The organism is Roseateles oligotrophus (assembly GCF_014204525.1).
Classification (GTDB): domain Bacteria; phylum Pseudomonadota; class Gammaproteobacteria; order Burkholderiales; family Burkholderiaceae_C; genus Paucibacter_A; species Paucibacter_A oligotrophus_A.
Map to the genome: position 1 here is coordinate 256927 of NZ_JACHLP010000004.1, position 26594 is coordinate 283520.

Annotated in this window: 24 protein-coding genes and 2 tRNA genes; 18 read left to right on the top strand and 8 right to left on the bottom strand. The window is 66.8% G+C overall.

The window, feature by feature from the left end:
• Positions 1 to 87: 87 nt before the first annotated feature.
• Entirely contained in the window at positions 88 to 1815 is a 1728-nt protein-coding gene (locus tag HNP55_RS11255) for an ABC transporter permease (RefSeq protein WP_184299267.1), read from the top strand.
• Between the two features lie 15 nt (positions 1816 to 1830).
• Positions 1831 to 3129 (top strand): AAA-associated domain-containing protein, encoded by a 1299-nt coding sequence (locus tag HNP55_RS11260; RefSeq protein ID WP_184299269.1) that lies wholly within the window; start codon positions 1831 to 1833, stop codon positions 3127 to 3129.
• Between the two features lie 9 nt (positions 3130 to 3138).
• Here HNP55_RS11260 and HNP55_RS11265 read toward each other — a convergent pair whose 3' ends face one another.
• The 4 genes from HNP55_RS11265 to ppc form a co-directional block, all read right to left on the bottom strand.
• Positions 3139 to 3342: a putative motility protein gene (locus HNP55_RS11265; RefSeq protein ID WP_184299271.1), complete on the bottom strand. Its 204-nt coding sequence runs from the start codon at positions 3340 to 3342 to the stop codon at positions 3139 to 3141.
• Positions 3343 to 3412: 70 nt separating this feature from the next.
• On the bottom strand, positions 3413 to 5599 hold the full coding sequence (locus HNP55_RS11270) for a serine/threonine-protein kinase (RefSeq protein WP_184299273.1): 2187 nt from the start codon (positions 5597 to 5599) through the stop codon (positions 3413 to 3415).
• A gap of 20 nt (positions 5600 to 5619) precedes the next feature.
• A complete protein-coding gene (locus HNP55_RS11275) occupies positions 5620 to 6219 on the bottom strand; it encodes an ECF-type sigma factor (protein ID WP_184299275.1) in 600 nt (199 codons plus the stop codon).
• A gap of 51 nt (positions 6220 to 6270) precedes the next feature.
• Positions 6271 to 9126: a phosphoenolpyruvate carboxylase gene (gene ppc, locus HNP55_RS11280; RefSeq protein ID WP_184299277.1), complete on the bottom strand. Its 2856-nt coding sequence runs from the start codon at positions 9124 to 9126 to the stop codon at positions 6271 to 6273.
• A 164-nt stretch (positions 9127 to 9290) separates the two neighbouring features.
• Here ppc and hemC point away from each other — a divergent pair, with 164 nt between their 5' ends.
• The 6 genes from hemC (at position 9291) to HNP55_RS11310 (ending at position 14064) form a co-directional block, all read left to right on the top strand.
• Positions 9291 to 10235 (top strand): hydroxymethylbilane synthase, encoded by a 945-nt coding sequence (hemC, locus tag HNP55_RS11285; protein ID WP_184299279.1) that lies wholly within the window; start codon positions 9291 to 9293, stop codon positions 10233 to 10235.
• Positions 10236 to 10246: 11 nt separating this feature from the next.
• The gene (locus tag HNP55_RS11290) at positions 10247 to 11023 is read left to right on the top strand and encodes a uroporphyrinogen-III synthase (RefSeq protein WP_184299281.1); all 777 of its coding nucleotides are present in this window, start codon (positions 10247 to 10249) and stop codon (positions 11021 to 11023) included.
• A 20-nt stretch (positions 11024 to 11043) separates the two neighbouring features.
• Complete coding sequence (locus HNP55_RS11295; RefSeq protein WP_348648692.1) at positions 11044 to 12219, top strand: uroporphyrinogen-III C-methyltransferase; 1176 nt, start codon at positions 11044 to 11046, stop codon at positions 12217 to 12219.
• 20 nt (positions 12220 to 12239) lie between these two features.
• Complete coding sequence (locus tag HNP55_RS11300) at positions 12240 to 13487, top strand: heme biosynthesis HemY N-terminal domain-containing protein (protein ID WP_184299283.1); 1248 nt, start codon at positions 12240 to 12242, stop codon at positions 13485 to 13487.
• A gap of 59 nt (positions 13488 to 13546) precedes the next feature.
• Positions 13547 to 13623 (top strand) — tRNA-Arg (locus tag HNP55_RS11305).
• 364 nt (positions 13624 to 13987) lie between these two features.
• Positions 13988 to 14064: transfer RNA gene (locus HNP55_RS11310), tRNA-Arg, on the top strand.
• A gap of 90 nt (positions 14065 to 14154) precedes the next feature.
• Here the strand turns inward: HNP55_RS11310 and HNP55_RS11315 are convergent.
• On the bottom strand, positions 14155 to 15303 hold the full coding sequence (locus HNP55_RS11315; protein ID WP_184299285.1) for a CaiB/BaiF CoA transferase family protein: 1149 nt from the start codon (positions 15301 to 15303) through the stop codon (positions 14155 to 14157).
• 42 nt (positions 15304 to 15345) lie between these two features.
• Between HNP55_RS11315 and greB the strand changes: the two genes are divergently transcribed.
• A complete protein-coding gene (gene greB / locus HNP55_RS11320; protein WP_184299287.1) occupies positions 15346 to 15903 on the top strand; it encodes a transcription elongation factor GreB in 558 nt (185 codons plus the stop codon).
• Here the strand turns inward: greB and HNP55_RS11325 are convergent.
• The 3 genes from HNP55_RS11325 to gmk form a co-directional block, all read right to left on the bottom strand.
• Positions 15896 to 18190, bottom strand: a complete 2295-nt coding sequence (locus tag HNP55_RS11325; protein WP_184299289.1) for a RelA/SpoT family protein — start codon at positions 18188 to 18190, stop codon at positions 15896 to 15898. The two genes, greB and HNP55_RS11325, sit on opposite strands and share 8 nt — an antisense overlap.
• Positions 18191 to 18356: 166 nt before the next feature.
• Complete coding sequence (gene rpoZ / locus HNP55_RS11330; protein ID WP_124452325.1) at positions 18357 to 18560, bottom strand: DNA-directed RNA polymerase subunit omega; 204 nt, start codon at positions 18558 to 18560, stop codon at positions 18357 to 18359.
• 32 nt (positions 18561 to 18592) lie between these two features.
• Positions 18593 to 19213: a guanylate kinase gene (gmk, locus tag HNP55_RS11335; protein ID WP_184299291.1), complete on the bottom strand. Its 621-nt coding sequence runs from the start codon at positions 19211 to 19213 to the stop codon at positions 18593 to 18595.
• 349 nt (positions 19214 to 19562) lie between these two features.
• Between gmk and HNP55_RS11340 the strand changes: the two genes are divergently transcribed.
• The 9 genes from HNP55_RS11340 to HNP55_RS11380 are packed head-to-tail and all read left to right on the top strand — an operon-like array spanning position 19563 to position 26594.
• A complete protein-coding gene (locus tag HNP55_RS11340; RefSeq protein ID WP_184299293.1) occupies positions 19563 to 20642 on the top strand; it encodes a hydrogenase small subunit in 1080 nt (359 codons plus the stop codon).
• Between the two features lie 20 nt (positions 20643 to 20662).
• Positions 20663 to 22519, top strand: coding sequence for a nickel-dependent hydrogenase large subunit (locus HNP55_RS11345; protein ID WP_184299295.1), 1857 nt, complete (start codon positions 20663 to 20665; stop codon positions 22517 to 22519).
• A 29-nt stretch (positions 22520 to 22548) separates the two neighbouring features.
• On the top strand, positions 22549 to 23166 hold the full coding sequence (locus tag HNP55_RS11350) for a HupE/UreJ family protein (RefSeq protein ID WP_184299297.1): 618 nt from the start codon (positions 22549 to 22551) through the stop codon (positions 23164 to 23166).
• Between the two features lie 41 nt (positions 23167 to 23207).
• The gene (gene cybH, locus HNP55_RS11355) at positions 23208 to 23948 is read left to right on the top strand and encodes a Ni/Fe-hydrogenase, b-type cytochrome subunit (RefSeq protein WP_184299299.1); all 741 of its coding nucleotides are present in this window, start codon (positions 23208 to 23210) and stop codon (positions 23946 to 23948) included.
• A gap of 4 nt (positions 23949 to 23952) precedes the next feature.
• Positions 23953 to 24570 carry a HyaD/HybD family hydrogenase maturation endopeptidase gene (locus HNP55_RS11360; RefSeq protein WP_184299301.1) on the top strand — a complete coding sequence of 206 codons (618 nt, stop codon included), beginning with the start codon at positions 23953 to 23955 and terminating at the stop codon, positions 24568 to 24570.
• An 11-nt stretch (positions 24571 to 24581) separates the two neighbouring features.
• Positions 24582 to 24917, top strand: a complete 336-nt coding sequence (locus tag HNP55_RS11365; RefSeq protein WP_184299303.1) for a HypC/HybG/HupF family hydrogenase formation chaperone — start codon at positions 24582 to 24584, stop codon at positions 24915 to 24917.
• A gap of 18 nt (positions 24918 to 24935) precedes the next feature.
• Positions 24936 to 25442, top strand: a complete 507-nt coding sequence (locus HNP55_RS11370) for a hydrogenase (RefSeq protein ID WP_184299305.1) — start codon at positions 24936 to 24938, stop codon at positions 25440 to 25442.
• A 7-nt stretch (positions 25443 to 25449) separates the two neighbouring features.
• Entirely contained in the window at positions 25450 to 26352 is a 903-nt protein-coding gene (locus tag HNP55_RS11375; protein ID WP_184299307.1) for a hydrogenase expression/formation protein, read from the top strand.
• The gene (locus HNP55_RS11380) at positions 26352 to 26594 is read left to right on the top strand and encodes a rubredoxin (RefSeq protein WP_184299309.1); all 243 of its coding nucleotides are present in this window, start codon (positions 26352 to 26354) and stop codon (positions 26592 to 26594) included. The genes HNP55_RS11375 and HNP55_RS11380 overlap by 1 nt, the downstream gene beginning before the upstream one ends.

Genomic DNA, 26594 nt, shown 5'->3' on the forward strand with positions numbered 1-26594 from the left:
TTCACACAGCCTGCGTATCATCCGCCACCCTTGGCCGTCTTGCTGGCTTGCCGGCGACCTGGCGCCGATGCACCGCCGATTGTGATCATGTTCGATAAACGTTTTTTCCCCCGCCAGGTGGTCGAGGCTAGCGGCAACCGCTGGGACTGGGCCTTGCTGCCCCTGGTGCTGGCGCTCTTGAGCCTGCTGGCCCTGGCCGGCGCGCAGATGGCCACGCCGTTTCAGGTGGGCGAGGTGCTGCCCATCAGCCTGGACCCCGTCTACCTGCCTTATTACCTGCTGCGGACCACGCTGCGCATGTTTCTGGCCCTGGCCGCCTCGCTGCTCTTTGCCTGCGCTTTTGCGGCGTTGGCGGCCAAGTACCGGCCGGCCGAAAAGGTGCTGCTGCCCTTGCTGGACATCCTGCAGTCCATCCCCATCCTGGGTTTTTTGTCCATCACGGTGACCGGCTTCATCGCCCTGTTCCCGGGCAGCTTGCTGGGCGTGGAATGCGCGGCCATCTTCGCCATCTTCACCTCGCAGGCCTGGAATATGGCCTTCAGCCTCTACCAGAGCCTGCGCACGGTGCCGGCCGAGCTGAAGGAGGCGGCGCGCATCTTCCAGCTCTCGGGCTGGCAGCGCTTCTGGCGGCTGGAGCTGCCCTTCGCCATGCCGGGCCTGCTGTGGAACATGATGATGAGCATGTCCGGCGGCTGGTTTTTTGTCGTGGCCTCGGAGGCCATCTCGGTCGCCAACCAGGACATCAAGCTGCCCGGCGTCGGCTCCTACATCGCCATGGCCATCGCGGCCCGCGATCTGCAGGCAATCGGCTGGGCCATCCTGGCCATGCTGATCGGCATCGTGCTTTACGACCAGCTCTTCTTCCGCCCCCTGCTGGCCTGGGTCGACAAATTCCGTTTCGAGGAAGCGGGCAGCGAGAACGCGCCCAGCTCCTGGCTGCTGACCTGGCTGCGCCGCACCGAGCTGATCCGGCGCGTGGGCGCGTTGCCGACGCGCTGGCTGGGCGCCACCTTCAGGCTGACGCGGCTGCGCTTTGACGGCACCTCCATCCGCGCCAAGCCGCGCGAAGCGAACCCTTTGTGGTCGCGCGCCTGGGACGCCATGCTGGCCGCGCTCCTGCTGTTCGCCGTCTGGCGCCTGGCCGTCTTCATCCACAGCGAGGTGGGCTGGCGCGAGGCCGCCCATGTGTTCAAGCTGGGGCTCTACACCCTGGCCCGGGTGCTGCTGCTGATCGCCATCGCCTCGCTGATCTGGGTGCCCATCGGCGTGTGGATAGGCCTGAACCCGCGCATCGCCGGCCGGGTGCAGGCGCTGGCGCAGTTTCTGGCGGCCTTTCCGTCCAATCTGGTCTTTCCGGTGGCGGTGCTGGCCATCGTGCACTGGCGGCTCGACCCGGACATCTGGCTCTCGCCCCTGATCATCCTGGGCACGCAGTGGTATCTGCTCTTCAATGTGGTGGCGGGGGCTTCCACCATCCCGGCCGAGCTGCGTTATGCCGCGCAGAATCTGGGGCTCAGGGGCTGGCTGCTGTGGCGGCGCTATCTGCTGCCGGCCATCTTCCCCAGCTTCGTCACCGGGGCCATCACCGCCAGCGGCGGCTCCTGGAACGCCAGCATCGTGGCCGAGTACGTCTCCTGGGGCGACACCACCTTGCAGGCCCAGGGCCTGGGCAGTTATATCCAGCAGATGACGGCCATCGGCGACTTCCCTCGCATCGCGCTGGGCATAGGCGTGATGTGCGTGTTCGTGATGGCCCTGAACCACTGGGTCTGGCGGCGCCTCTACCGCCTGGCCGAAGCCCGTATGCATTTCTGAGCCGAGAGTTGAGCGATGAGCGCCTTGATTGAATTGAAGAATGTGGCCAAGAGCTTCAAGTCCGCGGACGGCAGCTCGCGCGCCGTGCTGGAGGGCGTGGACTTCCGCCTGGAGCAGGGCGAGATCGTGGCGCTGCTGGGCCAGTCGGGTTCGGGCAAGTCCACCTTGCTGCGCATCATGGCCGGCCTGATCGCGGCCGATGGCGGCGATGTGCGCTACCGGGGCCAACCGATTTTTGGCCCGGCCCAAGGCATTGCCATGGTGTTCCAGTCCTTTGCGCTCTTCCCCTGGCTGACGGTGCAGCAAAACGTGGAGTTAGGCCTGGAGGCGCGTGGCATTGCGCCGGCCGAGCGGGCCAAGCGGGCCGAGGCCGCCATCGAGATGATTGGCCTGGCCGGCTTCGAGGGCGCGCTGCCGCGCGAGCTCTCCGGCGGCATGCGCCAGCGCGTGGGCCTGGCCCGTGCCCTGGTGATGGAGCCGGCCGTGCTCTTGATGGACGAGGCCTTCTCGGCCCTGGACGTGCTGACCGGCGAACGCCTGCGCAACGAGATCCTGGCGCTGTGGGCCGGCGGCGAGATGCCCACGCAAGCGATGTTGGTGGTCTCTCACAATATCGAGGAGGCGGTGATGATGGCCGACCGGGTGCTGATCTTCTCCAGCAATCCGGGCCGGGTGCGGGCCGAGCTGCCGATCCGCCTGCCGCGCCCCCGCAACCCCGATAGCCCCGAGGTCCGCCTGCTGATCGACGAGGTCTACGGCCTGATGACGGCCGGCGCCGCCCTCAGCGCGCAGGGCCAGGCGCATGCCTTGCATCCGCATCTGTCCGACCGCCTGCCCGAGGCCGAGGTGGGCTTGATGGAAAGCCTGCTGGAGCTGCTGGCCGAAGACAGCTTCAAGGGCCGTGCCGACCTGCCCCAGCTGGCCGAGGAAAGCGAGCTGACCGACGACGAGCTGCTGCCCCTGGCCGATGCCTTGCATCGCCTGGGCCTGGCCCAGCTGGCCTCGGGTGATATCTGGATCACGCCGCTGGGCGAGCGCTATGTGGCGGGCGAACACGAGTTCCGCCGTGAGATCTTTGGCCAGCAGCTGCTGGCCCATGTGCCGCTGGCCGCCTTCATCCGCCACAGCCTGGAGCAGGAGGAGGACGGCGAGCTGCGCGAGGAGCCCTTCCTCAGGTTGTTGCAGGAGAGCATGGACGCGCAGGAGGCCGAGCGCGTGCTCAAGGTGGCGATCGAGTGGGCCCGCTACGGTGAGGTGTTTGAGTACAACTACCACACCGGCATGATTCACCTGCCCGAGTCGGGCGAGGATTGACGCTGAGGCTCAGGCGTAGACATTGAGCCGGGTGCCCAGCGTGCCGCTGCTGGCCAGGGCCGGTGGGGGCGGCACGGAGTTGAGCAACTCCAGCGCGCCCTGGGCTTGCAGATCCATGGCCTTGCGCAGCACAAAGATCTGGGCGCTGGCCTGCACCGAGCCGGCGGCCGAGCTGCCCGCATTGTTGACGAGGGCGGTGTTGCTGAGGTCCATGCTGGGGTCTCCCGGGCGTTGTTCTCCCGGTTTGTCGGCCGGCGCCGGGTTTTCTTGAGGCGCTAACCCTTCAGGACTCGGCAAGGGCCATGGCTTGCCGGGCTTTTTGATAGCTGGGCTGGGTGGGCGCAAAGCCGTAGTCCAGCACCGCTTGCAAATGCAGGCGGGCGGCTTCCTTGCGGCCCAGTTGCAGCTGGGCCTGGGCCAGCTTCAGCAGGCCCAGGTGGTAGACGCCGCTGTCTTGCTGGCCGAGTCTCTCGCGCATTGCGCGGGCCCGCTCATGGGCTTGTATGGCGGCCTCGAACTGCCCGGCGGCGCTGTGGGCCCGGCCCAGCAAGTCCCAGCTGCGGGCCAGGCTCAGATGCTGCTTGCCGCTCTGCTCCTCGCGCTGCTGGATGCAGGCCTGCAGCTCGGCAATGCCCTGGGCGCCGGCGCCCATCAGCGCGCGGATCAGGGCCAGGTCCTCGCGCATCTTGATGCTGCGCGGGTGCTGGGGTCCGTCGATCTTGAGGCGGATGTCCAGCGCCCGGCGGGCCAGTTCGGCCGCGGCCGGGTAGTCGGCCGCCTCGCGCCGCAGGGTGGAGAGGTAGGACAGGGCCAGGGCATGGGCGTGGCTGCCGGGGCGCTCGGCCTCGGCCTGGCGCAAAGCCTCCTCCAGCAGGGGCAGGCCTTGCTCGGCGTGGCCGGCCATGGCGGACAGAAAGCCGGCCTGGGCTTTGGAGGCGTTGACGTTATTGCTATTCGGCGGGTTCATGGCCTGGCGCAGGCGCAGGCCTTCCAGCGCGGCTGCCATGGCTTGCGGATAGTCGCCGCTCTGATTGGCGGTGTCGCCCAGCTGGAAGTGCAGGGCGGCCAGGATGTTCTGGCCGCCCAGGCTGCGCTCGATCTCGGCGCCGCGCGCCAGCAGCTGGCGGGCGGTCTTGAGCTCGCCCCGGTTCTTCTGCACGATGCCCAGCGAGAGGTAGAGCTGGGCCTGCACCTCGGGCTGCTCGCCCAGGCCTTGCTCCAGCTGGGTCTGGGCCTCGCTCAGCAGCTTGGCCGCCGGCACGTCGAAGGAGGGGTCGTTGGTGATGAAGAGATTGAGCATGAAGTCGCTGACCTGGGCGGCGGCGCTGCGTGCGCTCTCGGCCCGGTCGCGCTCCTCCATCACCTGCCAGGTGAAAGCGCTGCTGAGCAGCAGGGTGGCACTGGCCACGCTTACCGCCGGCCAATGCCGGCGCAGGAATTTCTGGCTGCGGTAGCGCCGGGTGGGCGCCAAGGCCTGCAGGGGCCGGTGTTGCCTGAAGCGCTGCAGATCGGCCTGCAGCTCGGGCACGCTGAGGTAGCGCTGCTCGGGGTCTTCGTGGGTGGCTTTGGCGGCGATGGCTTGCAACTCCCGCTGGCGGCCCTCGCCCAAGCTCGTCAGCAGGGCGGGGGAGCAGCGCAGCAACTCTTGCAGCAGGCGGCCCAGGCCGAAGACATCGCTGGCGGCGCTGGCCGGCCGCCCGGCCAATTGCTCGGGGCTGGCATAGCGGGGCGTGGCGGCCAGGGTGTCGCTGCCGGCGCGGCCGTCCCCACCCTGCAGCTGGGCCACGCCAAAGTCCAGCAGCATGGCGCGGCCGTCCAGGTCGACCAGCACATTGCTGGGCTTGATATCGCAGTGCAGGATCAGCTGGCGGTGGGCATAGGCCAGCGCGTCGCAGACCATGCCGAACAGGTTCAGCAGCTCGCGCAGGTTCAGGCGCTGGCGCAGGGCGTAGCGCAGCAGGGACTCGCCCTGCACATAGTCCATCACCAGATAGGGGCGGCCGCGCGGCGTGGTGCCGCCGTCGATCAGGCGGGCGATATGGGGATGATTGAGGCCGGCCAGGATCTGCCGTTCATGCGCCAGCTGGGCCAGGGCCGCCTCGTCGTTGCAGCTGCGCAAGAGCTTGAGCGCGGCGAGCTGCTGGTAGTGGCCGTCGCTGCGCTCGGCCAGGTAGACCTGGCCCATGCCGCCATGGCCCAGCACCGAGACCAAACGCCAGGCGCCCACGGTGTCGCCGACGCGCAACTCGGGGCCGCCGGCCAGGGTCTCCAGCAGGGGGCGGGCAAAACGGGACTGTTCACCGGTTTGCTGGGCCAGCAAGCTCAGCACCCGCAGCTTGAGCGGGGCCGGGGTCTTGAGTTCGTCCAGGCGCGCATTCTGCGCCGCCGCATCGGGCAGCTCGCAGAGCTCGTTGAACAAGGCCTTGAGTTCCGTGAACTCGGCCGGGCTGGCGTCTTCTTGCACGCTCATGCTGTTGTGGGGGGCGGGCTTCAGGGACCGATCGTGTGTTCCAGGCGTTCGCTCAGCCAGGCGCGGGCAAAGCGCAGCTCGCGGTCCACCGTGGGGATGGAGATGTCCAGGATCTCGGCAATATCCGCCCGCTGCAGGCCGGTGAAATAGCTCAGCTCCAGCACCCGGGCGGCGCGCGGGTCCTGGCGGCTGAACTGGCTCAGCAAGGCGTCCAGATTGAGCAGCTCGGCGGCCTGCGACTCCTCACCCAGCTCGGCCTCGCTCAGCGGCACTTGCTGCGGCCGGCCGCCACGTTTGTCGGCCAGCTTGGCGCGCGCATATTCGCGCAGCACGCTGCGCATGGTCAGCGAGGCGGTGGCGAAGAAATGCGCCCGGTTCTCCCAGTGCTGGGGCGAGTTCATCAGGCGCAGCCAGGCCTCGTTGACCACCTCGCCCTGGCTGAGGGTGATGGCCTCGTTGCCCTTCAGCCGGGCGGCGGCCATGCGCATGAAGTCGTTCTGCAAGGCCTCGGCCACGCGGGCGAACGCCTGGCCATCGCCCTGTTTCCAGGCTTGCAGCAGCACGGTCATGGCGTCCAGGGTGTCGCCCCGGGCGGGTGGCGTTAGCGGGGCGGCGGACATGATCGATGCAAGGCCATGTAGTTGAACGGTGCCGCTAGTTTAGAGCCCTCTTCAACCGGTATTGCGCAGCCCCGCCGCAATCCCGTTGATGGACAGGTGGATGCCGCGTTGCACCCGCTCCAGGCTGGCGTCCTGGGCGCGTTTGTCCGCCGGAATGGCGCGGTAGCGGCGCAGCAGCTCGACCTGCAAATGGTTCAGCGGATCGATATAGGGGAAGCGGTGCTCGATGGAGCGGGCCAGGGCCGGGTTGGCGGCCAGGCGCTCGGTCTCGCCGGTGATCAGGGTCAGGGCCTGGGCAGTGCGCTCGAACTCGGCCTGGATGGCCGCGCAGATGCGCTTGCCCAGGCGCTTGTCTTCCACCAGGTCCACATAGCGCTGGGCAATGCCCAGATCGGTCTTGGCCAGCACCATGTCCAGATTGGACAAGAGGGTGCGGAAGAAGGGCCATTGCTTGTCCATGCGCTTGAGCAGGGCCAGGCGGCCGGCATAACTCTCGCTGCCCTCGGCGCCCAGGAAGCTCAGCACGGCCGAGCCGAAGCCGCACCAGCCGGGCAGGGCGACGCGGCTCTGGCCCCAGCTGAAGCCCCAGGGGATGGCGCGCAGGTCCTCGATCGCTCGGCTGGGCTTGCGCGAGGCCGGGCGCGAGCCGATATTGAGCTCGGCGATCTCGCGGATGGGCGTGGCGGCGAAGAAGTACTCGGCAAAGCCGGCGGTCTCGTAGACCAGGCCGCGGTAGGCCTGGAAGCTGAGGTCGGAGAGGGTCTGCGCCGCCTCCAGAAAGCTTTTGGGCGCGCTCTTGGTCGGGTGCAGCAGCGTGGCCTCGAGCGTGGCGGCGACCAGGGTTTCCAGATTGCGGCGGCCGATCTCGGGGTTGGCGTATTTGGAGGCGATCACCTCGCCCTGCTCGGTCAGGCGGATCTGGCCGTTCACGGTGCCGGGGGGCTGGGCCAGGATGGCCTGGTAGCTGGGGCCGCCGCCCCGGCCGACGGTGCCGCCGCGGCCGTGGAAGAGGCGCAGGGTGATGCCGTGCCGGGCGCGCAGCTGGGCGAACAGGTCGACCAGGGCGATCTCGGCGCGGTAGAGCTCCCAGCTGCTGGTGAAGACGCCGCCGTCCTTGTTGGAGTCGGAGTAGCCCAGCATGATGTCTTGCTCGGCGCCGCTGCGCACCAGCAGGCCGGCGATGCCGGGCAGGGCGTAGAACTCGGCCATGATGGTCGGCGCCAGGCGCAGGTCGCCAATGGTTTCGAACAGGGGCGAGACGATCAGATCGCTGGTGGCCTCGCCGTCCAGCGTGCCGCGCAACAGGCCCACCTCCTTCATCAGCAAGAGCACTTCCAGCAGATCGCTGACCGATTCGGTGTGGCTGATGATGTAGTGGCGCAGGGACTCGCGGCCAAAGCGCTGCAGGGATTCACGCGCGGCTTCGAAGATCGCCAGCTCGCCCAGCGCCTTCTCGCTGTATTCGCCGCCATGCACGCGCAGCGGGCGGGCGTCCTGCAGTTGTTGGATCAGCAGCTCGCGGCGCTGGGCTTCGTCCAGCGCGCTGTAATCGGCCTGTACGCGGGCCACCCGCAGCAGCTCGGCCACCACCGCCTCGTGCTGGTCCGAGCTTTGGCGCAGGTCCAGGGTGGCCAGATGGAAGCCGAACACCCGAACGGCGCGGATCAGCGGCGTCAGGCGTGGCGCGATCAGGGCGCCGGCATGGTGGCTGCGCAGCGAGTCCTCGATGATGCGCAGATCGGCCAGCAGCTCGTCCGGGCCGGCATAGGGCGCTTGCGGGGCGACGGCGTGGCGCAAGGCCTCGGTGCCGGTCAGCTGGTGCAGGCTGGCGGCCAGGCGTGCGTACATGCCCGTCAAGGCGCGGCGGTAGGGCTCGTCCATGCGATGCTCGTTGCGATCCGGGCTGCGCTCGGCCAGGGCTTGCATGGCGGGGCTGATGCTGGCCAGACGGTAGGAGATGGACAGCTCGGCGCCCAGCTCATGCAGCTCGGTCAGGTAGTGGCGCAGCGCCATCTCGCTCTGGCGCGCCAGCGCATGGCGCAGGGTGGCGGCGGTGACATTGGGGTTGCCGTCGCGGTCGCCGCCAATCCAGTGGCCCATGCGCAGAAAGTTGTTCAGATCGTGGCCGGGCAGGGCTTCTTCCAGCTCGGCATAGAGCTTGGGGATCTGACGCAGAAAGGTGCTGGGGTAGTAGGACAGGGCGTTCTCGATCTCGTCGGCCACCGTCAGCTTGCTGTAGCGCAGCATGCGGGTCTGCCAGAGCTGGGTGACGCGGGCGCGGATCAAGGCCTCGTTGGCGGCCAGTTCGCGCTCGGTGTGCAGGCCGTCGCGCTGCTCCACCAGCTGGGCCACGGCGCGCTCGGCGTCCAGAATGCTTTTGCGCTGCACCTCGGTGGGGTGGGCGGTCAGCACCGGCGAGATAAAGCCTTGCTGCAAGGTCTTGGCAATCTCGCTGGGGCGCACGCCGGCCTCGTGCAGGCGCTCCAGGGCGAAGGCCAGCGAGCCGGCTTGCAGGCTGCCGGCGCGCTCGTGCACCTCGCGGCGGCGCACATGGTGGCGATCCTCGGCGATATTGGCCAGGTGGGAGAAATAGCTGAAGGCGCGAATCACGCTGACCGCCTGCTCGCCGCTGAGGCTTTTGAGCAGCTTGTCGAAGCTCTTGCCGGCCTGGGCGTCGCGCTTCAGTCGATAGGCGACCGAGAGCTGGCGCACTTTTTCCACCAGTTCATAGGCCTCGCGGCCTTCCTGCTCGCGGATCACCTCGCCCAGGATACGGCCCAGCAAGCGGATGTCATGGGTCAGGGGCAGATTTTTGTCGGCGGCACTGCTGGCCCGGCTTGGGCTGGCCGAAGGGCGGGCTTTCTTCTTCTTGGCGGCGTTCACGGATGCAGCAGGCTTGGATGACATGGCGGGGCTCGTGGAGGATGGAAGGGACCGGGCTGCGCGGCGGCTGCCGCCGCGATGTAACGAAGTTACTGGATTCTGACTTTAGCAGTTTCTTTTTTCGACTCTTCGGTCGGCGATGCTGCGGCCCGATGGAGGGGGAGTAAGGGCTGGTCGATAATTACCGCATGAGTCAAACGCAGCCCACCCAAACCGTCGTTATCGCCACCCGTGAAAGCCGCCTGGCCCTGTGGCAGGCCGAGCATGTCAAGGCCCGCCTGGAAGCCGAATTAGGCCTGCGGGTCGAGCTCCTGGGCATGACCACCCGGGGCGACCAGATCCTGGACCGTGCCCTCTCCAAGGTGGGCGGCAAGGGCTTGTTCGTCAAGGAGCTGGAGACGGCGTTGGAAGAAGGCCGCGCCCAGCTGGCCGTGCATTCGCTGAAGGATGTGCCGATGGAGCTGCCCGAGGGCTTCGAGCTGGCCGCCATCCTGCAGCGTGAGGATCCGCGCGACGCCCTGGTGTCTAACCGTTATGCCACGCTGGACGAGCTGCCGCAGGGCGCCGTCGTCGGCACCTCCAGCCTGCGCCGGGTGGTGCAGCTGCTGGCCTTGCGGCCGGACCTGCGCATCGAGCCCTTGCGCGGCAATCTGGACACCCGTATGCGCAAGCTGGACGAGGGCGGCTACGACGCCATCGTGCTGGCCGCGGCCGGCCTGAAGCGCCTGGGCGCGGGCGATCGCATCCGCAGCTATTTCGATATCGAGGCGATGATTCCCTGCGCCGGCCAGGGTGCCCTGGGTCTGGAACTGCGTGCCGATGCGGCCGAGTTGAAGGCGCGGATCGCCGGCCTGATCGATCGGCCGACCTGGCTGGCCACGCTGGCCGAGCGCGCCGTTTCGCGCGCCCTGGGCGGCAGCTGCAGCGTGCCCCTGGCCGCGCATGCGCATTGGGTGGACGGGGTCTTGCAGCTCAGCGCCGCGCTCGGCAATGCCCAGCATCCGACCCATCCCCTGCTGAAGACGCGCTTGCAAGGGCAGCCACAGACGGCGGCGGCCGCTGAAGCCCTGGGCCTGCAGGCGGCCCAGGCCTTGATGGCCCTGGGCGCGGCCGCTTATCTTCCCCAGGCCTAGGAGGGCCTCGCATGGGGCCTGCTCGCAGCCTGATCCTGACCCGGCCGCTGGCCCAGACCCAAGACTGGCTGCAAAGGCTGGCCGGCCTGGGGGTGGCGGCGCAGAGCTTTCCGCTGATCGAGATTGCGTCCCGGGACGGGGCGGCCGCCGAAGCGGCCGCGGCCTGGCTGCGTTTGCCCACGGCGGCCCTAGCCTTCTTCGTCAGCCCCAATGCGGTCCAGCATTTCTTTGCCCAGCGCCCGGCCGCTCAGGCCTGGCCGGCGGCCTGCCTGGCGGCCTGTGTGGGTCCCGGCAGCGCCCGGGCCCTGCAGGCGGCGGGCGTGCCGGCCGAGCTGATCCTGCAGCCGCCGGCCGATGCAGCCAGCCTGGACTCCGAACACCTCTGGCCCCTGCTGCAGCCACGCGATTGGCAGGGGCGGCAGGTCTTGCTGCTGCGCGGCGACGGTGGCCGCGAGTGGTTGGCCGAGCGCCTGCGCGAGCGCGGTGCTGATGTCACCGCTTTCAGCGTCTACAGCCGCCGCTGCCCCGAGCTGGACGCCGCCGGGCAGGCGCGTTTGCGGGCCTTGCTGGCCGCGCCCCAAGCCTCGGTCTGGCTGCTCAGCAGTGCCGAGGGGGTGGCCAATCTGGCGGCCCTGGCCGCGGGCGATGCGGCCTGGGGCCAGCGTGCCTGCATCGCCACCCACGCCCGCATTGCCGAGGCCGCGCGAGCCCTGGGTTTTGGGCATGTGGTTTTGGCGCGACCCGATGCGCCCGCCCTGGTGCAGGCCTTTCAGGCCATGCAGGGCTGACCCCTACAATCATTTGCACCGTGAGCGATACCCAACAAAACTCCCCAGAAACCGCGTCCGCGCCCCAGGCGCCGACGCTGGCCGCTGCCCCTGAATCCCGTGTTCAGGCGTCCGATAAAACCTCCCCAGGCTCGCAATGGCTGCCCATCGCCGCCGGCTTGCTCGGCCTGGCCGGTCTGGGCCTGGGCTGGCAGAGCATGAGCCGCCAGCAGGCGTTGGAGCAGGAGTTGGTGCGCCGCCAGGAGCTGATCCAGACCAATTCCGGTGAGGCCAAGGCGGCCGCCAAGGCCTCGCAGGAGTTGACCCGCGACACCGCCGCCAAGGTGGCCTTGCTGGACGCCCGCCTGGCCGAGGTGGCCTTGCAGCGCGGCCAGCTGGAGGAGTTGATCCAGTCCATGTCGCGCTCGCGGGACGAGAACGTGATCGGCGATATCGAGGCCTCCATCCGCGTGGCCCTGCAACAGTCGGCCATCACCGGCAGTGCCGAGCCCCTGGTGGTGACGCTCAAGCTGGCCGATGAGCGCTTGCTGCGCTACAAGCAGCCACGCATGGAAGGTGTGCGCCGCGCCGTGGCCCGCGATCTGGACCGGGTCAAATCGGTCAGCGTGGTCGATGTATCGACCCTGACCATCAAGCTGGACGAGGTGGTGCGCCTGCTCGACGAGCTGCCGCTGACGGTCAATGCCGAAAAAGCGGCCGAGCCCAAGGCGGCGGCCGAGGAGCCACGCCTCCGGCCCGGCAGCGGCCGGCCGCTCAAGGCCTCGGCGGCGGCCGAGGAAAAGCCGCCGACCGCCGCCGACGGCGAGTTGGCCCAATGGTGGTGGACCGCCAAAAAAGGCTTGCGCGAGACCGCCGCCCTGGCCTGGACCGAGACCCGCAGCCTGATCCGCGTCACCCGCATCGAGCACCCGGAGGCGGCCTTGCTGGCGCCCGAGCAGGCCTTCTTCCTGCGCGAGAACATCAAGCTGCGCCTGCTCAATGCACGCCTGGCCCTGCTGAGCCGCCAGTTCGAGACGGCGCAGGCCGATCTGCGTGACAGCCAGGAAATGCTGAACCGCTATTTCGACGGCCGCTCCCGCAAGGTGCAGGTGGCCGGCGATCTGCTGCGCCAGGTGGCCGGCCAAGCCCGCCAGGTCATCGTGCCCCGCCCCGACGACACGCTGGCCGCGCTCTCCGCCGCGGCCGCCGGCCGCTGAAGAACAGGGGCCCGAATTTCATGCGCACCATCATCTGGTTGGTTTTGCTTTTTTCGGTGGCCGTGGTGGCCGCCCTGGTGCTGGGTCGTAACGACGGACTGGCGAGTTTCTACTGGAATGGCTGGCGCCTTGATGTGTCGCTCAACCTCTTCCTGCTGGTGCTGGTGGGCAGCTGCTTTGCCCTGGTGACGGCCATTCAGACCGTGGGCTCCATGATCAGCCTGCCACGGCGTGCCAAGGAGTGGCGCCTGGCTCAGCGCGAGCGCAGTGCTCAGCTGGCGTTGCGCGAGTCCTTGGGCGAGTTCTTCGGGGCCCGCTACGGCCGCGCTCAGAAGGCCGCCCAGCGGGCGCTGAGCATCCATGCCCAGACGCCAGAGTTGGCGCAGGACGAAGGTTTTCTCGCCCTGGGCCATCTGCTGGCGGCCCATAGCGCGCACCGCTTGCAAGACCGCCGTCGCCGTGACGAGCAGCTGAGCCAGGCGCTGGAACTGGCGCGGCGCAGCTCGGCCGGGCGTGCCCAGGAAGAGGGCGCCTTGCTGCTGGCCGCCGAATGGGCGCTGGATGATCGCGATGCGCCGCGTGCCCTGGGTCTGCTGGCCGATCTGAACCCGGGCGTGGCGCGCCGCACCCAGGCCTTGCGCCTGAAGCTGCAGGCCAGCCGCCTGGCCAAGCAATCGCTGGAGGCCTTGCGCACCGCCCGCCTGCTGGCCAAGCACCAGGGTTTTTCCAAGGTGGCGGCGCAAGGCTTGCTGCGCTCGCTGGCTTTTGAAGCGCTGGACGGCGCGCGGGATGTCGATCAGCTGCGCCAGGTCTGGCAGCAACTGGACAGCGCCGACCGCCGCGATGTGTTGGTGGCCTGCCGCGCCGCCAGCCGTGCGGCCGCCCTGGGTTCGCCGGACGATGGGCGCGGTTGGCTGCGCCCCTTCTGGGACGATATCGCCGAGCTGCAAAACGATGAGCGAGCCGCCTTGGCCGAAAGCCTGGTGCCGGTGCTGCCGGGCCTGGCACCCGAATGGCTGCAGCGCCTGGAGTCGGCCGTGCAGCGCTTCCCGCGCGATAAATACCTGGCCTACGCCCTGGGCCATGCGCTGGCCGAGCGCCAGCTCTGGGGCAAGGCCCGCTTGATGCTGGAGCAGGTCTGCGACGACCATGAGGTGGGTGTGGCGGCGCGCCGCCGCAGCTGGCTGACCCTGGCCCAGCTGGCCGAACAGGACGGCGATCAGGATCGCCGGGCGCGCTGTTTCGAGGCCGCCGCGCTGCTGCAATAAGAAGATTTTTTGAATATTCTTGCCTGGCCCGCAAAAGGCGTGCTATAGTGCAAGGCTTCGCGGCTGTAGCTCAGTTGGATAGAGTACTTGGCTACGAACCAAGGGGTCGTGGGTTCGAATCCTGCCAGCCGCACCAAAATAAGAAGAAATTGGAAAGCCCCAGCAAGCAATTGCTGGGGCTTTTTCTATTTATGTAGGCAGATGTTTTTTGAATGGCCGGCGTGGCAGCAATACCGCGCAGGAGATTTGGAAAACAGCTGCACGAGATTTGCAGCAAGGTTGTTTCGCAAATGCGTGAATGAAGAAAGTTTCGAAAGATACTGAAAACATTCAATTGCAGCGAATTTCTGGTTTATACTAGCAACACTGTTGAAAAACAAATCACAGCCCGGCCGTTGCAAGACGGTCGCTATGGCGAATGACTTGCCAAGCAGAGTTTGCAAATTTCAGCAAATTCTTGCAAAAACAAGAAATATTCGTGTTATAGTAGAGGGCTTGAAGCGGCTGTAGCTCAGTTGGATAGAGTACTTGGCTACGAACCAAGGGGTCGTGGGTTCGAATCCTGCCAGCCGCACCAAAATAAGAAGAAATCGGAAAGCCTCGGCGAGTAATCGCTGGGGCTTTTTCAATTTGCATTTCGATTTTGCCTGTTTTGATTTTGATTCGTTCAGCGGCTCGCCAGCATTTGCATAATCTCGGCGGCCTCGAATCCCAGCTCATTCAATAGCGCCCGCGTGTCGGCGCCCGGCTGCGGCCCGGCCTGCGGTGGCCGCAGCCGGCTGCGCGAGAAGCGTGGTGAGGCGGCGGGCTGCCAGTGGCCGTTCACCCGGGCGAAATTGCCGCGGGCTTGTTGATGCGGGTGCTGGGCGGCCTCGTCCAGGCTCAGCACCGGCGCGAAGCAGGCGTCCGTGCCTTCCAGCAAGGCGCTCCAGGCCGCCCGGCTCTTGCTCTTGATGCGGGCTGCGACCCGTTCGCGAAGGGCCGGCCACAGCCGCGTGTCGTACTGGGCGGCGGGGTCGACATCGCCTAGTTCCAGGCGCTGCAGCAGCTCGGCGTAGAACTGGGGCTCGATGGCGCCCAGGGTCACAAAGCCGCCGTCCGCGCATTCAAAGCTGTCGTAGAAGGGGGAGCTGTGCAGAAAGAAGTTCTGCGCCGCCTGTTCGGGCCACATGCCGCTGGCGCGCAGCGAATGCACCAGGGCGCTGAGCGTGCCCACGCCGTCGATCATCGCCGCGTCCACCACCTGGCCCTGGCCGCTGCGCCTGGCCTCCAGCAGCGCGCAGACCAGGCCAAAGGCCAGAAACATGGCGCCGCCCGCCATATCGCCCAGCAAGGTGGCGGGCAGGGTGGGCGCCTGGCCGGCCCGGCTGGCGAAAGACAGGGCGCCGGTGAGGGCGACGTAGTTGATGTCGTGGCCGGCGGCCTGGGCCAGCGGGCCGCTCTGGCCCCAGCCGGTGACACGGCCAAACACCAGGCGGGGGTTGCTGGCGGTGAAACGCTCGGGGCCCAGGCCCAGGCGCTCCATCACGCCGGGGCGATAGCCTTCGATCAAGGCGTCGGCGCTGTTGATCAAGGCTTGCACGGCGCGCTGGCCGGCCGGCGTCTTCAGGTCCAGGCAGATGGAGCGTTTGCCCCGGTTCATGGCCTCGCCCGCCCCCAGGCTGCGCAGGGCGGCCGGCCGCTCCACCACAATCACCTCGGCCCCCATATCGGCCAGCAACATGCCGCAAAAAGGGCCCGGGCCTATGCCGGCCATTTCTATCACCCGCAAACCGCTCAGGGGACCGTCCGAAGGCTGTGGAAGCGCGACCGTCATGCTTGTGTCTCCAGGCGATGTTCTTGGCGAGACAATACACGCATGAACAAGGCATTCACCAAAGAGAGCGACTCTGAGGACGACGATGAGTTGGCCCTGCCCGCCCTGCCGCAGGGCACACGCAACTACATGACGCCCGCGGGTTATGCGCGCCTGCGCGGCGAGTTCATGAGCCTGCTGGACGAGGAGCGGCCCAAGATCGTCGAGATCGTCTCCTGGGCGGCCAAGAACGGTGATCGCAGCGAGAACGGCGACTACCTCTACGGCAAGAAGCGCTTGCGCGAGATCGACCGCCGCCTGCGCTTTCTGACCAAACGCCTGGACATCGCCGAGGTGGCCGACCCCAGCCTGCACCACGGCAGCGACCAGATCTTTTTCGGCGCCACCGTGACTTATGCCAATGCCAAGGGGGAGGAGCGCACCATCACCATCAAGGGCATCGACGAGGCCGACAGCCTGGCCGGCGAGGTCAGCTGGGTTTCGCCGATAGCACGGGTGCTGCTGAAGGCCCGCGAGGGCGATGAGTTGCAGCTGATGACGCCGGGCGGCCTGGAGCAGATCGAGGTGGTGGCGGTGCGTTACCCGGAGCCCATCAAGTAGGTTTGACTCGCCAGACCCGCAACACCGCAGGCGAGCGCTTGAGGGTGCGCAAGACCTCGGCCAGGTGCAGGCGGTCGCGCACCGAGAGCAGCAGATTCATCTCGGCCGTCTCGCGCTGCTGCGACTCGTCGCTCATCTGGATATGGGTGATGTCGGCCTCGGCCGCGCTGACGGCCTGGGCCACCTGGGCCAGCACGCCCTTGCCATTGTTGAGCAGCAGGGCGACGGCGGCCTCGAAGGGGCGGCTCAGCTCCTCGGCCCAGTGCACGGCGATCCAGTGCTCGCTGTCGCGCTGGAACAGCTTGCGGCCCACCTGGCATTCGGCCGTGTGCACCAGCAGGCCCTCGCCGCGGCCCAGATAACCCTTGATCTCATCGCCAGGAATCGGCCGGCAGCAGCTGGCCAGGCGCACCGAGGCGCCCTCGCTGCCGTCCAGCGTGACCTGGCCCTGGGCGGGCGCCTCTTCGGTGCTGAAGCGGCCCATGGTCAGCATGACGGCGTCGGGGCGCTGGCCTTGTTCGGCCAGCATGCGGGCCAGCTTCTTGGCCACGATGGTGGCGATCTTGCGGCCCAGGCCGATTTCCACCAGCAGCTCGTCGATATGGCGGTTGCCGGCCCAGCGGGCCAGCTGCTGCCAGAGCTGGGCGGCGGCATTGTCCTCGTCGTCCAGGCTGGGCAGGGCCAGGCCCTCGGCGCGCAGGGCTTGCGAGAGCATTTTCTCGCCCAGGTCGCGCGACTCGTCCTGCTCCAGATTCTTCAGGAAGTGGCGGATCTTGGAGCGCGCCCGGCCGGTGCGCACAAAGCTCAGCCAGGCCGGGTTGGGGCGGGCGCCGGCGGCGGTGACGATCTCCACCACATCGCCGCTGCGCAACTCGGTGCGCAGCGGCACGGGCTCGCCATTGATCTGGGCCGCCACGCAATGGTCGCCCACATCGGAGTGGATGGCGTAGGCATAGTCCACCGGCGTGGCGCCGCGCGGCAAGGCCATGATCTTGGACTTGGGCGTGAAGACGTAGACGGCGTCGGGGAAGAGGTCGATCTTGACGTGTTCCAGGAACTCGTTGGCGTCGCGGGTCTCGTCCTGGATATCGATCAGGGACTGCAGCCAGCGCGAGCCCATTTGCTGGGCCGATTCGGGGCCGCCGCCGCCGCTGCCCTCGTTTTTGTACAGCCAATGGGCGGCCACGCCTTTTTCCGCCACCAGATGCATGGACTCGGTGCGCAGCTGGAACTCCACCGGCGTGCCCAGCGGGCTGACCAGGGTGGTGTGCAGGGACTGGTAGCCATTCGGCTTGGGGATGGCGATGTAGTCCTTGAAGCGGCCCGGCTGGGGCTTGTAGAGCTGGTGCAGCACGCCCAGGGACAGATAGCAGCTGGGCAGGTCGTGGACCACGATGCGGAAGCCGAAGATATCGCTGACCTGGGCAAAGCTCAGGTGCTTGTCGCGCATCTTCTGGTAGATGGAGTAAACGGTTTTCTCGCGGCCCTGCACCTCGACCCGCAGATCCGAGGCGGCAAAGGCTTTTTCCACATCGCGCTCGATACGCGAGACCAGATCGCGCCGGTTGCCGCGGGCCTTGGCGATGGCCTTGCTCAGGGCCGCATGGCGCCAGGGGTAGATGTGGGAGAAGGACAGCTCCTGCAGCTCGCGGTAGATCTGGTTCAGGCCCAGGCGGTGGGCGATCGGGGCGTAGATGTCCAGGGTCTCGCGCGCGATGCGGCGGCGCTTGGCCGGTGCCATCGCCTCCATGGTGCGCATATTGTGCAGGCGGTCGGCCAGCTTGATCAGGATGACCCGCACATCACGGGCCATGGCCAGCAGCATCTTGCGAAAGCTCTCGGCCTGGGATTCTTCCTTGGTGGAGAACTGCAGCTTGTCCAGCTTGGTCAGCCCATCCACCAGCTCGGCGGTGGGGGCGCCGAAGCGCTCGATCAGCTCGGTCTTGGTGACGCCGCAGTCCTCCATCGCGTCGTGCATCAGGGCGGCCATGATGGCTTGCGCATCCAGGCGCCAGTCGGCGCACAGGCCGGCCACGGCGATGGGGTGGGTGATATAGGGTTCGCCGCTGGCGCGGAACTGGCCCAGATGGGCCTCGTCGGCGAATTTATAGGCCTCGCGTATGCGCTTGATATCGGCCTTGGGCAGATAACTCAGGCGATGGACCAAGGCATCAAAAGACGCGGCCTCGGCCGCGGTGGGCTCGGGGGCTGCGGGCGCAGGCCTAAGACCCGGCAGACTGGACAGCGCGGCAGGAAGACGTGAGACGGCAAAAGATCGGAAACCCATGGGGCGAATTTACCGCATCACGGCAGGCTCGGCAGGCATGTGCTGGCCGGGCGAGCGATGGCATGGGTTTTTTCGGCCTTGTCCAGAGCATTTGGGCACAAAACGGGCGCAAAAAAGGCACCCGCAGGTGCCTCTTGGATCCGGCGCCAGGCGCCGCGGCCGAAACTCAGACCGGCACCTTGCGCAGCATTTCGATGCCGACTTCACCGGCGGCGATCTCGCGCAGCGCGGTCACGCCGGGCTTGTTCTTGCTTTCGATCTTGGGTGTGTGGCCTTGGCTCAGCATGCGAGCACGGTAGGTCGCTGCGAGCACCAACTGGAAGCGGTTGGGGATCTTGGTCAGGCAGTCTTCAACAGTGATGCGGGCCATGTGTAGGTTCCAGTCCAGGTGTGCAAATGAATTCAGGGGAGTTCGAGCGCGCGGAAAACGGCGGAGCGGTTTCGGCGCTGAGCGGCGTATTTTAACCGCTGCGCGTGAACAATCGACTTGAGGTCAAAAACAGCCGTGTCAAATACCGCGTTGACGACGACGAAATCGAACTTCTGCGCCTGTGCCACCTCGATGCGGGCATTGCTCATGCGCTGATGGATGACGGCCGGGTCGGTGTCGCCGCGGCGGTTCAGGCGCTGCTCCAACTCCTCCCAGCTGGGCGGCAGGATGAAGATCAGCACGGCATAGGGAAACAGCTGCTTGATCTGCAGTGCGCCCTGGAAGTCGATCTCCAGCACCACATCGTCACCATGGGCCATGCGGGCCTCGATGGCGGCGCGCGAGGTGCCGTAGAGATTGCTGTGGACCTCGGCCCATTCGAAGAACTCGCCCCGTTCGGCCATGGCGCGGAACTCTGCGACGCTGGTGAACCAGTATTCGCGGCCATGCTGCTCCTGACCACGCGGTGCGCGCGAGGTGTGGGAGATGGACACATCCAGCTTGGAGTCCAGCTCCAGCAAGGCCTTCACCAGGCTGGATTTGCCAGCCCCGCTGGGCGCTGCGACGACGAAAAGATTGCCTGGGTATTCCATGGGGGATCTTGAAAAGAATGGGACGCGCGAGCCGCGTGAAGCGCCCATTTTAAGGCCTGCCCCGTGCCGCGACTGCCGTGCAGGCTGGGCGTTTGCGCACTGAAATGGCAGCAGTGGAAAGCCAGTTTGCAGTACGTGCTTCGATTGGCAAGGCGAGCTTGCAGCGGCCTTCACGGCCCCGCCCACTCCGGCCGGGTCGGGTTGATATTCACATTCAAAAACAAGCACTTGCGGTGCTTGTTCGGGGTATTCCCGCGCACCGGGCCAAGCTGGCGCGTGACTTGCATCAAGGCTTGTGCGGGCCTGAGCGAGGCCAAGCCCAAGTCAAACAACACGGAGACAAGCAACGATGGAAACCTTTTACGAGGTCATGCGCCGTCAGGGCATATCGCGCCGCAGCTTCCTCAAATACTGCTCGCTGACCGCCACCTCGCTGGGCCTGGCCCCCAGCTTTGTGCCGCAGATCGCGCACGCCATGGAGACCAAGCCGCGCACGCCGGTGCTGTGGCTGCACGGCCTGGAGTGCACCTGCTGCTCGGAGTCCTTCATACGCTCGGCCCACCCGCTGGCCAAGGATGTGGTGCTCTCGATGATCTCGCTGGACTATGACGACACCTTGATGGCCGCCGCCGGCCACCAGGCCGAGGCCATCCTGGAAGAGATCATGGCCAAGTACAAGGGCAACTACATCCTGGCCGTGGAGGGCAACCCCCCGCTGAACCAGGACGGCATGAGCTGCATCATCGGCGGCAAGCCCTTTATCGAGCAGTTGAAGCATGTGGCCAAGGACGCCAAGGCCATCATCTCCTGGGGCTCCTGCGCCTCCTGGGGCTGTGTGCAGGCGGCCAAGCCCAACCCGACCCAGGCCACGCCGGTGCACAAGGTGATCTTCGACAAACCCATCATCAAGGTGCCGGGCTGCCCGCCCATTGCCGAGGTGATGACGGGCGTCATCACCTATATGTTGACCTTCGACCGCATCCCCGAGCTGGACCGCCAGGGCCGGCCCAAGATGTTCTACAGCCAGCGCATCCACGACAAATGCTATCGCCGGCCGCATTTCGACGCCGGCCAGTTTGTCGAGTCCTTCGACGATGAATCGGCGCGGCGCGGTTACTGCCTCTACAAAATGGGCTGCAAGGGCCCGACCACCTACAACGCCTGCTCGACGGTGATGTGGAACGAGGGCACCAGCTTCCCCATCAAGGCCGGCCATGGCTGCATAGGCTGCTCGGAAGACGGCTTCTGGGACAAGGGCTCCTTCTACGACCGCCTGACCAATATCCCGCAATTCGGCATCGAGGCCAATGCCGACAAGGTCGGCATGGCGGCGGCTGGCACGGTGGGCGCGGCGGTGGCGGCGCATGCGGCCATCTCCGCCATCAAGCGGGCCGCCAGTGGCAGCGCCGACACGGCGGCCAAGCAATAAATCCAAAAAAGGAGCAAGACATGGGTGCTTATGAAACTCAGGGTTTCAGGCTGGACAACGGTGGCCGCCGCGTGGTGGTCGACCCGGTCACCCGCATCGAGGGCCATATGCGCTGCGAGGTCAATCTCGACAGCAATAACGTCATCCGTAACGCCGTCTCCACCGGCACCATGTGGCGGGGCCTGGAGGTGATTCTCAAAGGCCGCGACCCGCGCGACGCCTGGGCTTTTGTGGAGCGCATCTGCGGCGTCTGCACCGGCTGCCACGCGCTGACCTCGGTGCGCGCGGTGGAGGACGCCTTGGGCATCATCATCCCCAAGAACGCCTATCTGATCCGCGAGATCATGGCCAAGACCTTGCAGGTCCACGACCATGCCGTGCATTTCTACCATCTGCACGCGCTGGACTGGGTGGACGTGGTGTCGGCGCTGAAGGCCGACCCCAGGAAGACCTCCGAGCTGCAGCAGCTGGTGTCGCCTGCCCATCCCTTGTCCTCGGCAGGCTATTTCCGCGATATTCAGAACCGGCTGAAGAAATTCGTGGAAAGCGGGCAGCTCGGACCTTTCATGAATGGCTACTGGGGCTCCAAGGCCTATGTCCTGCCCCCCGAGGCCAATCTGATGGCCGTCACCCACTATCTGGAGGCCCTGGACCTGCAGAAGGAATGGGTCAAGGTCCACACCATCCTGGGCGGCAAGAACCCGCACCCCAACTACCTGGTGGGCGGCGTGCCCTGCGCCATCAATATCGACAAGGACGGTGCGGCCGGCGCCCCCATCAATATGGAGCGGCTCAACTTCATCGAGGCCCGCATCAAGGAGATGATCGAATTCAACAACAATGTCTACGTCCCCGATGTGCTAGCCATAGGCACCATCTACAAACAGCATGGCTGGCTCTACGGCGGCGGCCTCTCGGCCACCAGTGTGATGGACTACGGCACCTATGAGAAGGTGATGCACAAAAAGGACACCCAGCAACTGCCGGGCGGCGCCATCATCAAGGGCAACTGGGACGAGATCCTGCCGGTGGACCCGCGCGACCCCGAGCAGGTGCAGGAGTTCGTTCCGCACAGCTGGTACAAATACGCCGACGAGAGCAAGGGCCTGCACCCCTGGGACGGCGTCACCGAACCCAATTACGAGCTGGGCGCCAAGACCAAGGGCACGCGCACCCATATCCAGGAGATCGACGAAAGCGCCAAATACTCCTGGATCAAGTCGCCGCGCTGGCGCGGCCATGCGATGGAGGTGGGGCCGCTGTCGCGCTACATCCTCGGCTATGCCCATGCGCTCAAGGGCCACAAGTATTCGCAGCGGGTCAAGGAGCAGGTCGAGTCCTCGGCCCTGACCATCAACAGCGCCATCCCCAAGGCCCTGGGCCTGCCCGAGACCCAGTACACCGCCAAGCAGCTGCTGCCCACCACCATAGGCCGGACCCTGGCGCGCGCGCTGGAGTCGCAGTACTGCGCCGAGATGATGATGGACGACTTCAAGGAGCTGGTCGCCAATATCAAGGCCGGTGACAGCACGACCGTCAATGCGGACAAATGGGACCCCAGCACCTGGCCCAAGGAGGCCAAGGGCGTGGGCACGGTGGCCGCGCCGCGCGGCGCCCTGGGCCACTGGATCAAGATCAAGGACGGCCGCATCGAGAACTACCAATGCGTGGTGCCCACCACCTGGAACGGCAGCCCGCGCGACACCAAGGGCCAGATCGGCGCCTTCGAGGCCAGTCTGATGAACACGCCCATGGTCAATCCCGAGCAGCCGGTCGAGATCCTGCGCACCCTGCATTCCTTCGATCCCTGCCTGGCCTGCTCCACCCATGTGATGAGCCCGGACGGCCAGGAACTCACCTCGGTCAAGGTGCGCTGAAGCCGCCCCGCAACAGGAGATTTGCAATCATGACGATCAAGCACAACAAGGTTCTGCACTGCGGCCTGGGCCTGGCCGCCCTGGCCCTGGCGGCCAGCGCCCAAGCCCATGGCGGCCATCTCGACCACGCTCATGCCGCGCATGATGGCGGCCTGCTGGCCGGCCTTGCCCACCCCTTCACCGGCCTGGACCATCTGCTGGCCATGCTGGCCGTGGGCGTGTGGGCCAGTCAGCTCTGGCAGGGGCGGGCGCGCCTGGGCGCACCGGCTCTCTTCCTCGCCATGCTCTTGGCTGGCGCGCTGGCGGCCCTGGGCGGCTGGGTGCTGCCGCAGCTGGAGGTCTGGGTGGCGGCCAGTGTGGCGGCCTTCGGCGCGCTCTTGCTGGTGGGCGGCCGTGCGCCCGCCGGTCTGGGTTTGCTGGTGCTGGCGGCGGCGGCCTGGGTGCATGGCCAGGCCCACGGCCTGGAGTGGGTGACGGGTACTTCGGCCGGCCTCTTCATTGGCGGCTTCATGCTGGGTTCGGCCCTGCTGCATGGTCTGGGGCTTTTGATGGGCAGCGCCTTGGCGCGTCTGCCGGCGCGCCTGGGCCAGGGCCTGGCCATGGCCTTGGCGGCCAGTGGTTTGCTGATGCTGCTGAGCCGGCTCTGAGCGGCTCAACTCCCAACCCGGAACAAGACCAGGAGTTGCCCATGTCTGCCACTTCCACATCCGCCGCCGCGAACGGCGATCCCAGCCAGACCTTTGATACCGTCGACGCCGCGCGTACCTCGTCCATCAAATCGGCCTATGTGTTCGAAGCGCCGGTGCGCCTGTGGCACTGGGTCAATGCCCTGGCCATCACGGTGCTGGCGCTGACGGGTTATCTGATCGGCTCGCCCCTGCCCACCGTGGTGGGCGAGGCCAGCGCCCACTATGTGATGGGCTATATCCGCTTCGCCCATTTCGCCGCCGGCTATCTGCTGGCCATAGGCCTGATCGGGCGCCTCTACTGGGCCCTGGTGGGCAACCACCATGCGCGCGAGCTGTTCTGGGTGCCCATCTTCCAGAAGGCCTATTGGCACGAGGTCGTGGGCATGCTGAAGTGGTATGCCTTCCTCTCGCCGCGGCCGGGCCAGTATGTGGGCCACAACCCGCTGGCGCGTTTTGCCATGTTCTTCCTCTTTCTACTGACCTCGATCTTCATGGTCTTCACCGGCTTTGCCATGTATGGCGAGGGCACGCAGGCCGGCTCCTGGGCCGACAAGCTGTTCGGCTGGGTGATCCCGCTGCTGGGCCAGTCGCAGGACGTGCATACCTGGCATCACTTGGGGCTTTGGGCGCTGATCGTGTTCGTGATCCTGCACGTCTACGCCGCCATCCGCGAGGACATCATGGGCCGCTCCAGCGTGGTCAGCACCATGATCTCGGGCCATCGCACTTTCAAGGACTGATGTGATGTCCGAAACCATCTGCGTGCTGGGCATAGGCAATGTGCTGTGGGCCGACGAGGGCTTTGGCGTGCGCTGCATCGAGGCCTTGCAGGCCCGTTACGAGTTCGCCCCTCATGTGCAGCTGATCGACGGTGGCACTCAGGGCCTCTACCTGATCCAGCATGTGCAGGAGGCCGACAGCCTCCTGATCTTCGACGCCATCGACTACGGCCTGGCCCCCGGCACGCTCAAGCTGGTGGAGGGCGATGAGGTGCCGCGCTTCATGGGCGCCAAGAAGATGAGCTTGCACCAGACCGGCTTCCAGGAGGTCTTGATGCTGGCGCAGCTGACCGAGAGATTCCCGCGCCGCATCCTGCTGCTCGGCTGCCAGCCCGAGTATTTGGAGGATTACGGCGGCAGCCTGCGGCCCGTCGTCAAGGCGGCGCTGGAAGAGGCCTTGCGTCTGGGCCTGCAGCGCCTGCAGGACTGGGGCGCCCAGCCACGCCCGCGCAGCCGGCCGCTGGACGAGCGCGAGGCCGTCACCTTTCTGGAGCTGGGCCTGGAGCGCTACGAGAGTGCCCGGCCCTCCGAAAGCCTGGCCTGCCGCATCGGCGACGAGCGCTTCTTTCCCGCCCCGGTTTGATGGAGCAAGACATGTGTATCGGTATCCCCATGCAGGTGCGGGCCATCACGCCCGGCCATGCCTTGTGCGAGGCGCGCGGCGGTGAGTTCAAGCAGCTCAATACCGCCTTGGTGGGCGAGTTGCGGCTCGGCGACTGGGTGCTGGCCTTTCTGGACTCGGCCCACGAGCGCCTGAGCCCGGATCGCGCCGCCGAGATCAATAGCACGCTGGAACAGATGCTGGGCCTGCTGACGGCCGAGCCGGGCCAGGGCGGTGTTGGCGGGCTTGATACCGCTCAGATGGCCAGTTTTGATTTGCCCTCGCGCCTGAGCCGCGAGGATTTGCTGGCCCTTTCCGGCCAGTCCTGAACCATGATGGAGACAGAGATGAAGCCCAATCCGCTGGACAGCGAAGGCAGCGAGGCCCGCCTCAATCTGCCGGTGCAAGCCCCGCAAGCCCGTGTGCCCGAGAGCCTGATCGCCCGCCTGGTCAGCCAGCATGGCGCCAGCTGGGTGGATGGCGACAGCATCCAGGCCTGGGCCGAGCAGGGTGGCGACCGCGTCGTGCTGTTCGCCGGCGACCCGGTGCAGTTCCCCGAAGGCCAGGACGTGGCCGTCGTGCTGCCCGAGCTGCGCCGTGCCCTGGGTGGCCGTTTCGAGATGGCCGTCGTGCCGCGCGAGCTGGAGCAAGACCTGGCACGCCGCTACGGTTCGCAGCGCTGGCCCAGCCTGCTGTTTCTGCGCGACGGCCAGTATGTGGCCACGCTCAGCGGCATGCATGACTGGGATGTGTTCCTGAACGAGGTGGGCCGGGTGCTCAGCCTGCCGGTCTCGCGCGCGCCCACCATTGGCATCCCCCTGGTTAGCGCCAACGCGGGCTCGGCCTGTCATTGAGTTCATCATGCAAAAAGAATTCCCCATCCCCCTGGTCGCCCTCGGCCCCGGCAGCCAGCTCGAAGACGAGTCGCTGGAATACATGCCCATGCCCCAGGGCATGGAGACCTTCCATGCGCCCCGGCTGCCCGAGCCGGAAGAAATCCTCGGCCGCGAACAAGCCCACCAGGCCTTGCGCGCCTGCGTGCAGGCCTTGCAAGCGGTGATCGCGGACGGCGTCAACCGCAGCATCGATCTGGGCCATCTGGCCCCGCTGGATCTGGCGCTGATCAATCAGGTGATGGGCGAGGGCGAGGTCAGCGCCCGCCTGCTGAGCGAGACGGATGCCGGCGGCCAGCCGGCCGCGGACGGGCTGGAGCTGCGGGTGCAGGAGTCGGTCTTCGCCGGCATCTGGCGCGTCATCCAGGCGCGCGCCGGCGTCGTGCTGTCGGACCGGCTGGAACTGGGCTTTGTGCCGCAAGCCCTCAAGCAGACGGCGCTGCTGGACCGCTGGAGCGAGGCGCAGCGCCAGGCGCAGGCCTGGCAAGGCCCGCTGCCGCCCCAGGTGCAGAACGCGCCGGCCCTGCTGGTGGAGATTGCCGAGCAATGGCGCAGCTGGACGCCCCAGCAGCCCGCGCATGTGATCAATCTGACTTTGCTGCCGGTGTCGGCGGAGGACATCGCCTTTCTGGACCACCATCTGGGCACCGGCCGGGTGCTGATCCTCTCGCGTGGCTATGGCAATTGCCGCATCAGCAATACCTGCACCCCGCATTGCTGGCGGGTGGTGTACTACAACTCGCAGGACCTGGTGATTCTGAACACGGTGGAGATCTGCGAGCTGCCCGAGGTGGCCCTGGCCGCGCAGGAAGATTTGCAGGACTCGCTGGCCCGCCTGACCGATGTGCTGCAGTGGGTGGAGCAGGGCTGATGAATGCAGCCGCTGATCAGGCCGGCCGTTTCGAGGGCAGCTATCTGGGCGATGCCCAACGCCTAGCCTCGACGGCAAGGCTGGAGTGCAAGATCTGCTGGTGGGTCTACGACCCGGCCCTGGGCTGCGAGGTCTGGCAGGTGGCGCCGGGCACCGCCTTTGCCGACCTGCCTGCGCACTGGCGCTGCCCGCAATGCGATGGCGACGCCGATCAGTTCATGGTCTTGGGGGAGGGGGCTTGA

Bases quoted from the DNA above. Each gene is read 5' to 3' on its own strand.
- HNP55_RS11255 (WP_184299267.1), top strand. From the start codon at position 88: ATGTTCGATAAACGTTTTTTCCCCCGCCAGGTGGTCGAGGCTAGCGGC.
- HNP55_RS11260 (WP_184299269.1), top strand. From the start codon at position 1,831: ATGAGCGCCTTGATTGAATTGAAGAATGTGGCCAAGAGCTTCAAGTCC.
- HNP55_RS11265 (WP_184299271.1), bottom strand. From the start codon at position 3,342: ATGGACCTCAGCAACACCGCCCTCGTCAACAATGCGGGCAGCTCGGCC.
- HNP55_RS11270 (WP_184299273.1), bottom strand. From the start codon at position 5,599: ATGAGCGTGCAAGAAGACGCCAGCCCGGCCGAGTTCACGGAACTCAAG.
- HNP55_RS11275 (WP_184299275.1), bottom strand. From the start codon at position 6,219: ATGTCCGCCGCCCCGCTAACGCCACCCGCCCGGGGCGACACCCTGGAC.
- ppc (WP_184299277.1), bottom strand. From the start codon at position 9,126: ATGTCATCCAAGCCTGCTGCATCCGTGAACGCCGCCAAGAAGAAGAAA.
- hemC (WP_184299279.1), top strand. From the start codon at position 9,291: ATGAGTCAAACGCAGCCCACCCAAACCGTCGTTATCGCCACCCGTGAA.
- HNP55_RS11290 (WP_184299281.1), top strand. From the start codon at position 10,247: ATGGGGCCTGCTCGCAGCCTGATCCTGACCCGGCCGCTGGCCCAGACC.
- HNP55_RS11300 (WP_184299283.1), top strand. From the start codon at position 12,240: ATGCGCACCATCATCTGGTTGGTTTTGCTTTTTTCGGTGGCCGTGGTG.
- HNP55_RS11315 (WP_184299285.1), bottom strand. From the start codon at position 15,303: ATGACGGTCGCGCTTCCACAGCCTTCGGACGGTCCCCTGAGCGGTTTG.
- greB (WP_184299287.1), top strand. From the start codon at position 15,346: ATGAACAAGGCATTCACCAAAGAGAGCGACTCTGAGGACGACGATGAG.
- HNP55_RS11325 (WP_184299289.1), bottom strand. From the start codon at position 18,190: ATGGGTTTCCGATCTTTTGCCGTCTCACGTCTTCCTGCCGCGCTGTCC.
- rpoZ (WP_124452325.1), bottom strand. From the start codon at position 18,560: ATGGCCCGCATCACTGTTGAAGACTGCCTGACCAAGATCCCCAACCGC.
- gmk (WP_184299291.1), bottom strand. From the start codon at position 19,213: ATGGAATACCCAGGCAATCTTTTCGTCGTCGCAGCGCCCAGCGGGGCT.
- HNP55_RS11340 (WP_184299293.1), top strand. From the start codon at position 19,563: ATGGAAACCTTTTACGAGGTCATGCGCCGTCAGGGCATATCGCGCCGC.
- HNP55_RS11345 (WP_184299295.1), top strand. From the start codon at position 20,663: ATGGGTGCTTATGAAACTCAGGGTTTCAGGCTGGACAACGGTGGCCGC.
- HNP55_RS11350 (WP_184299297.1), top strand. From the start codon at position 22,549: ATGACGATCAAGCACAACAAGGTTCTGCACTGCGGCCTGGGCCTGGCC.
- cybH (WP_184299299.1), top strand. From the start codon at position 23,208: ATGTCTGCCACTTCCACATCCGCCGCCGCGAACGGCGATCCCAGCCAG.
- HNP55_RS11360 (WP_184299301.1), top strand. From the start codon at position 23,953: ATGTCCGAAACCATCTGCGTGCTGGGCATAGGCAATGTGCTGTGGGCC.
- HNP55_RS11365 (WP_184299303.1), top strand. From the start codon at position 24,582: ATGTGTATCGGTATCCCCATGCAGGTGCGGGCCATCACGCCCGGCCAT.
- HNP55_RS11370 (WP_184299305.1), top strand. From the start codon at position 24,936: ATGAAGCCCAATCCGCTGGACAGCGAAGGCAGCGAGGCCCGCCTCAAT.
- HNP55_RS11375 (WP_184299307.1), top strand. From the start codon at position 25,450: ATGCAAAAAGAATTCCCCATCCCCCTGGTCGCCCTCGGCCCCGGCAGC.
- HNP55_RS11380 (WP_184299309.1), top strand. From the start codon at position 26,352: ATGAATGCAGCCGCTGATCAGGCCGGCCGTTTCGAGGGCAGCTATCTG.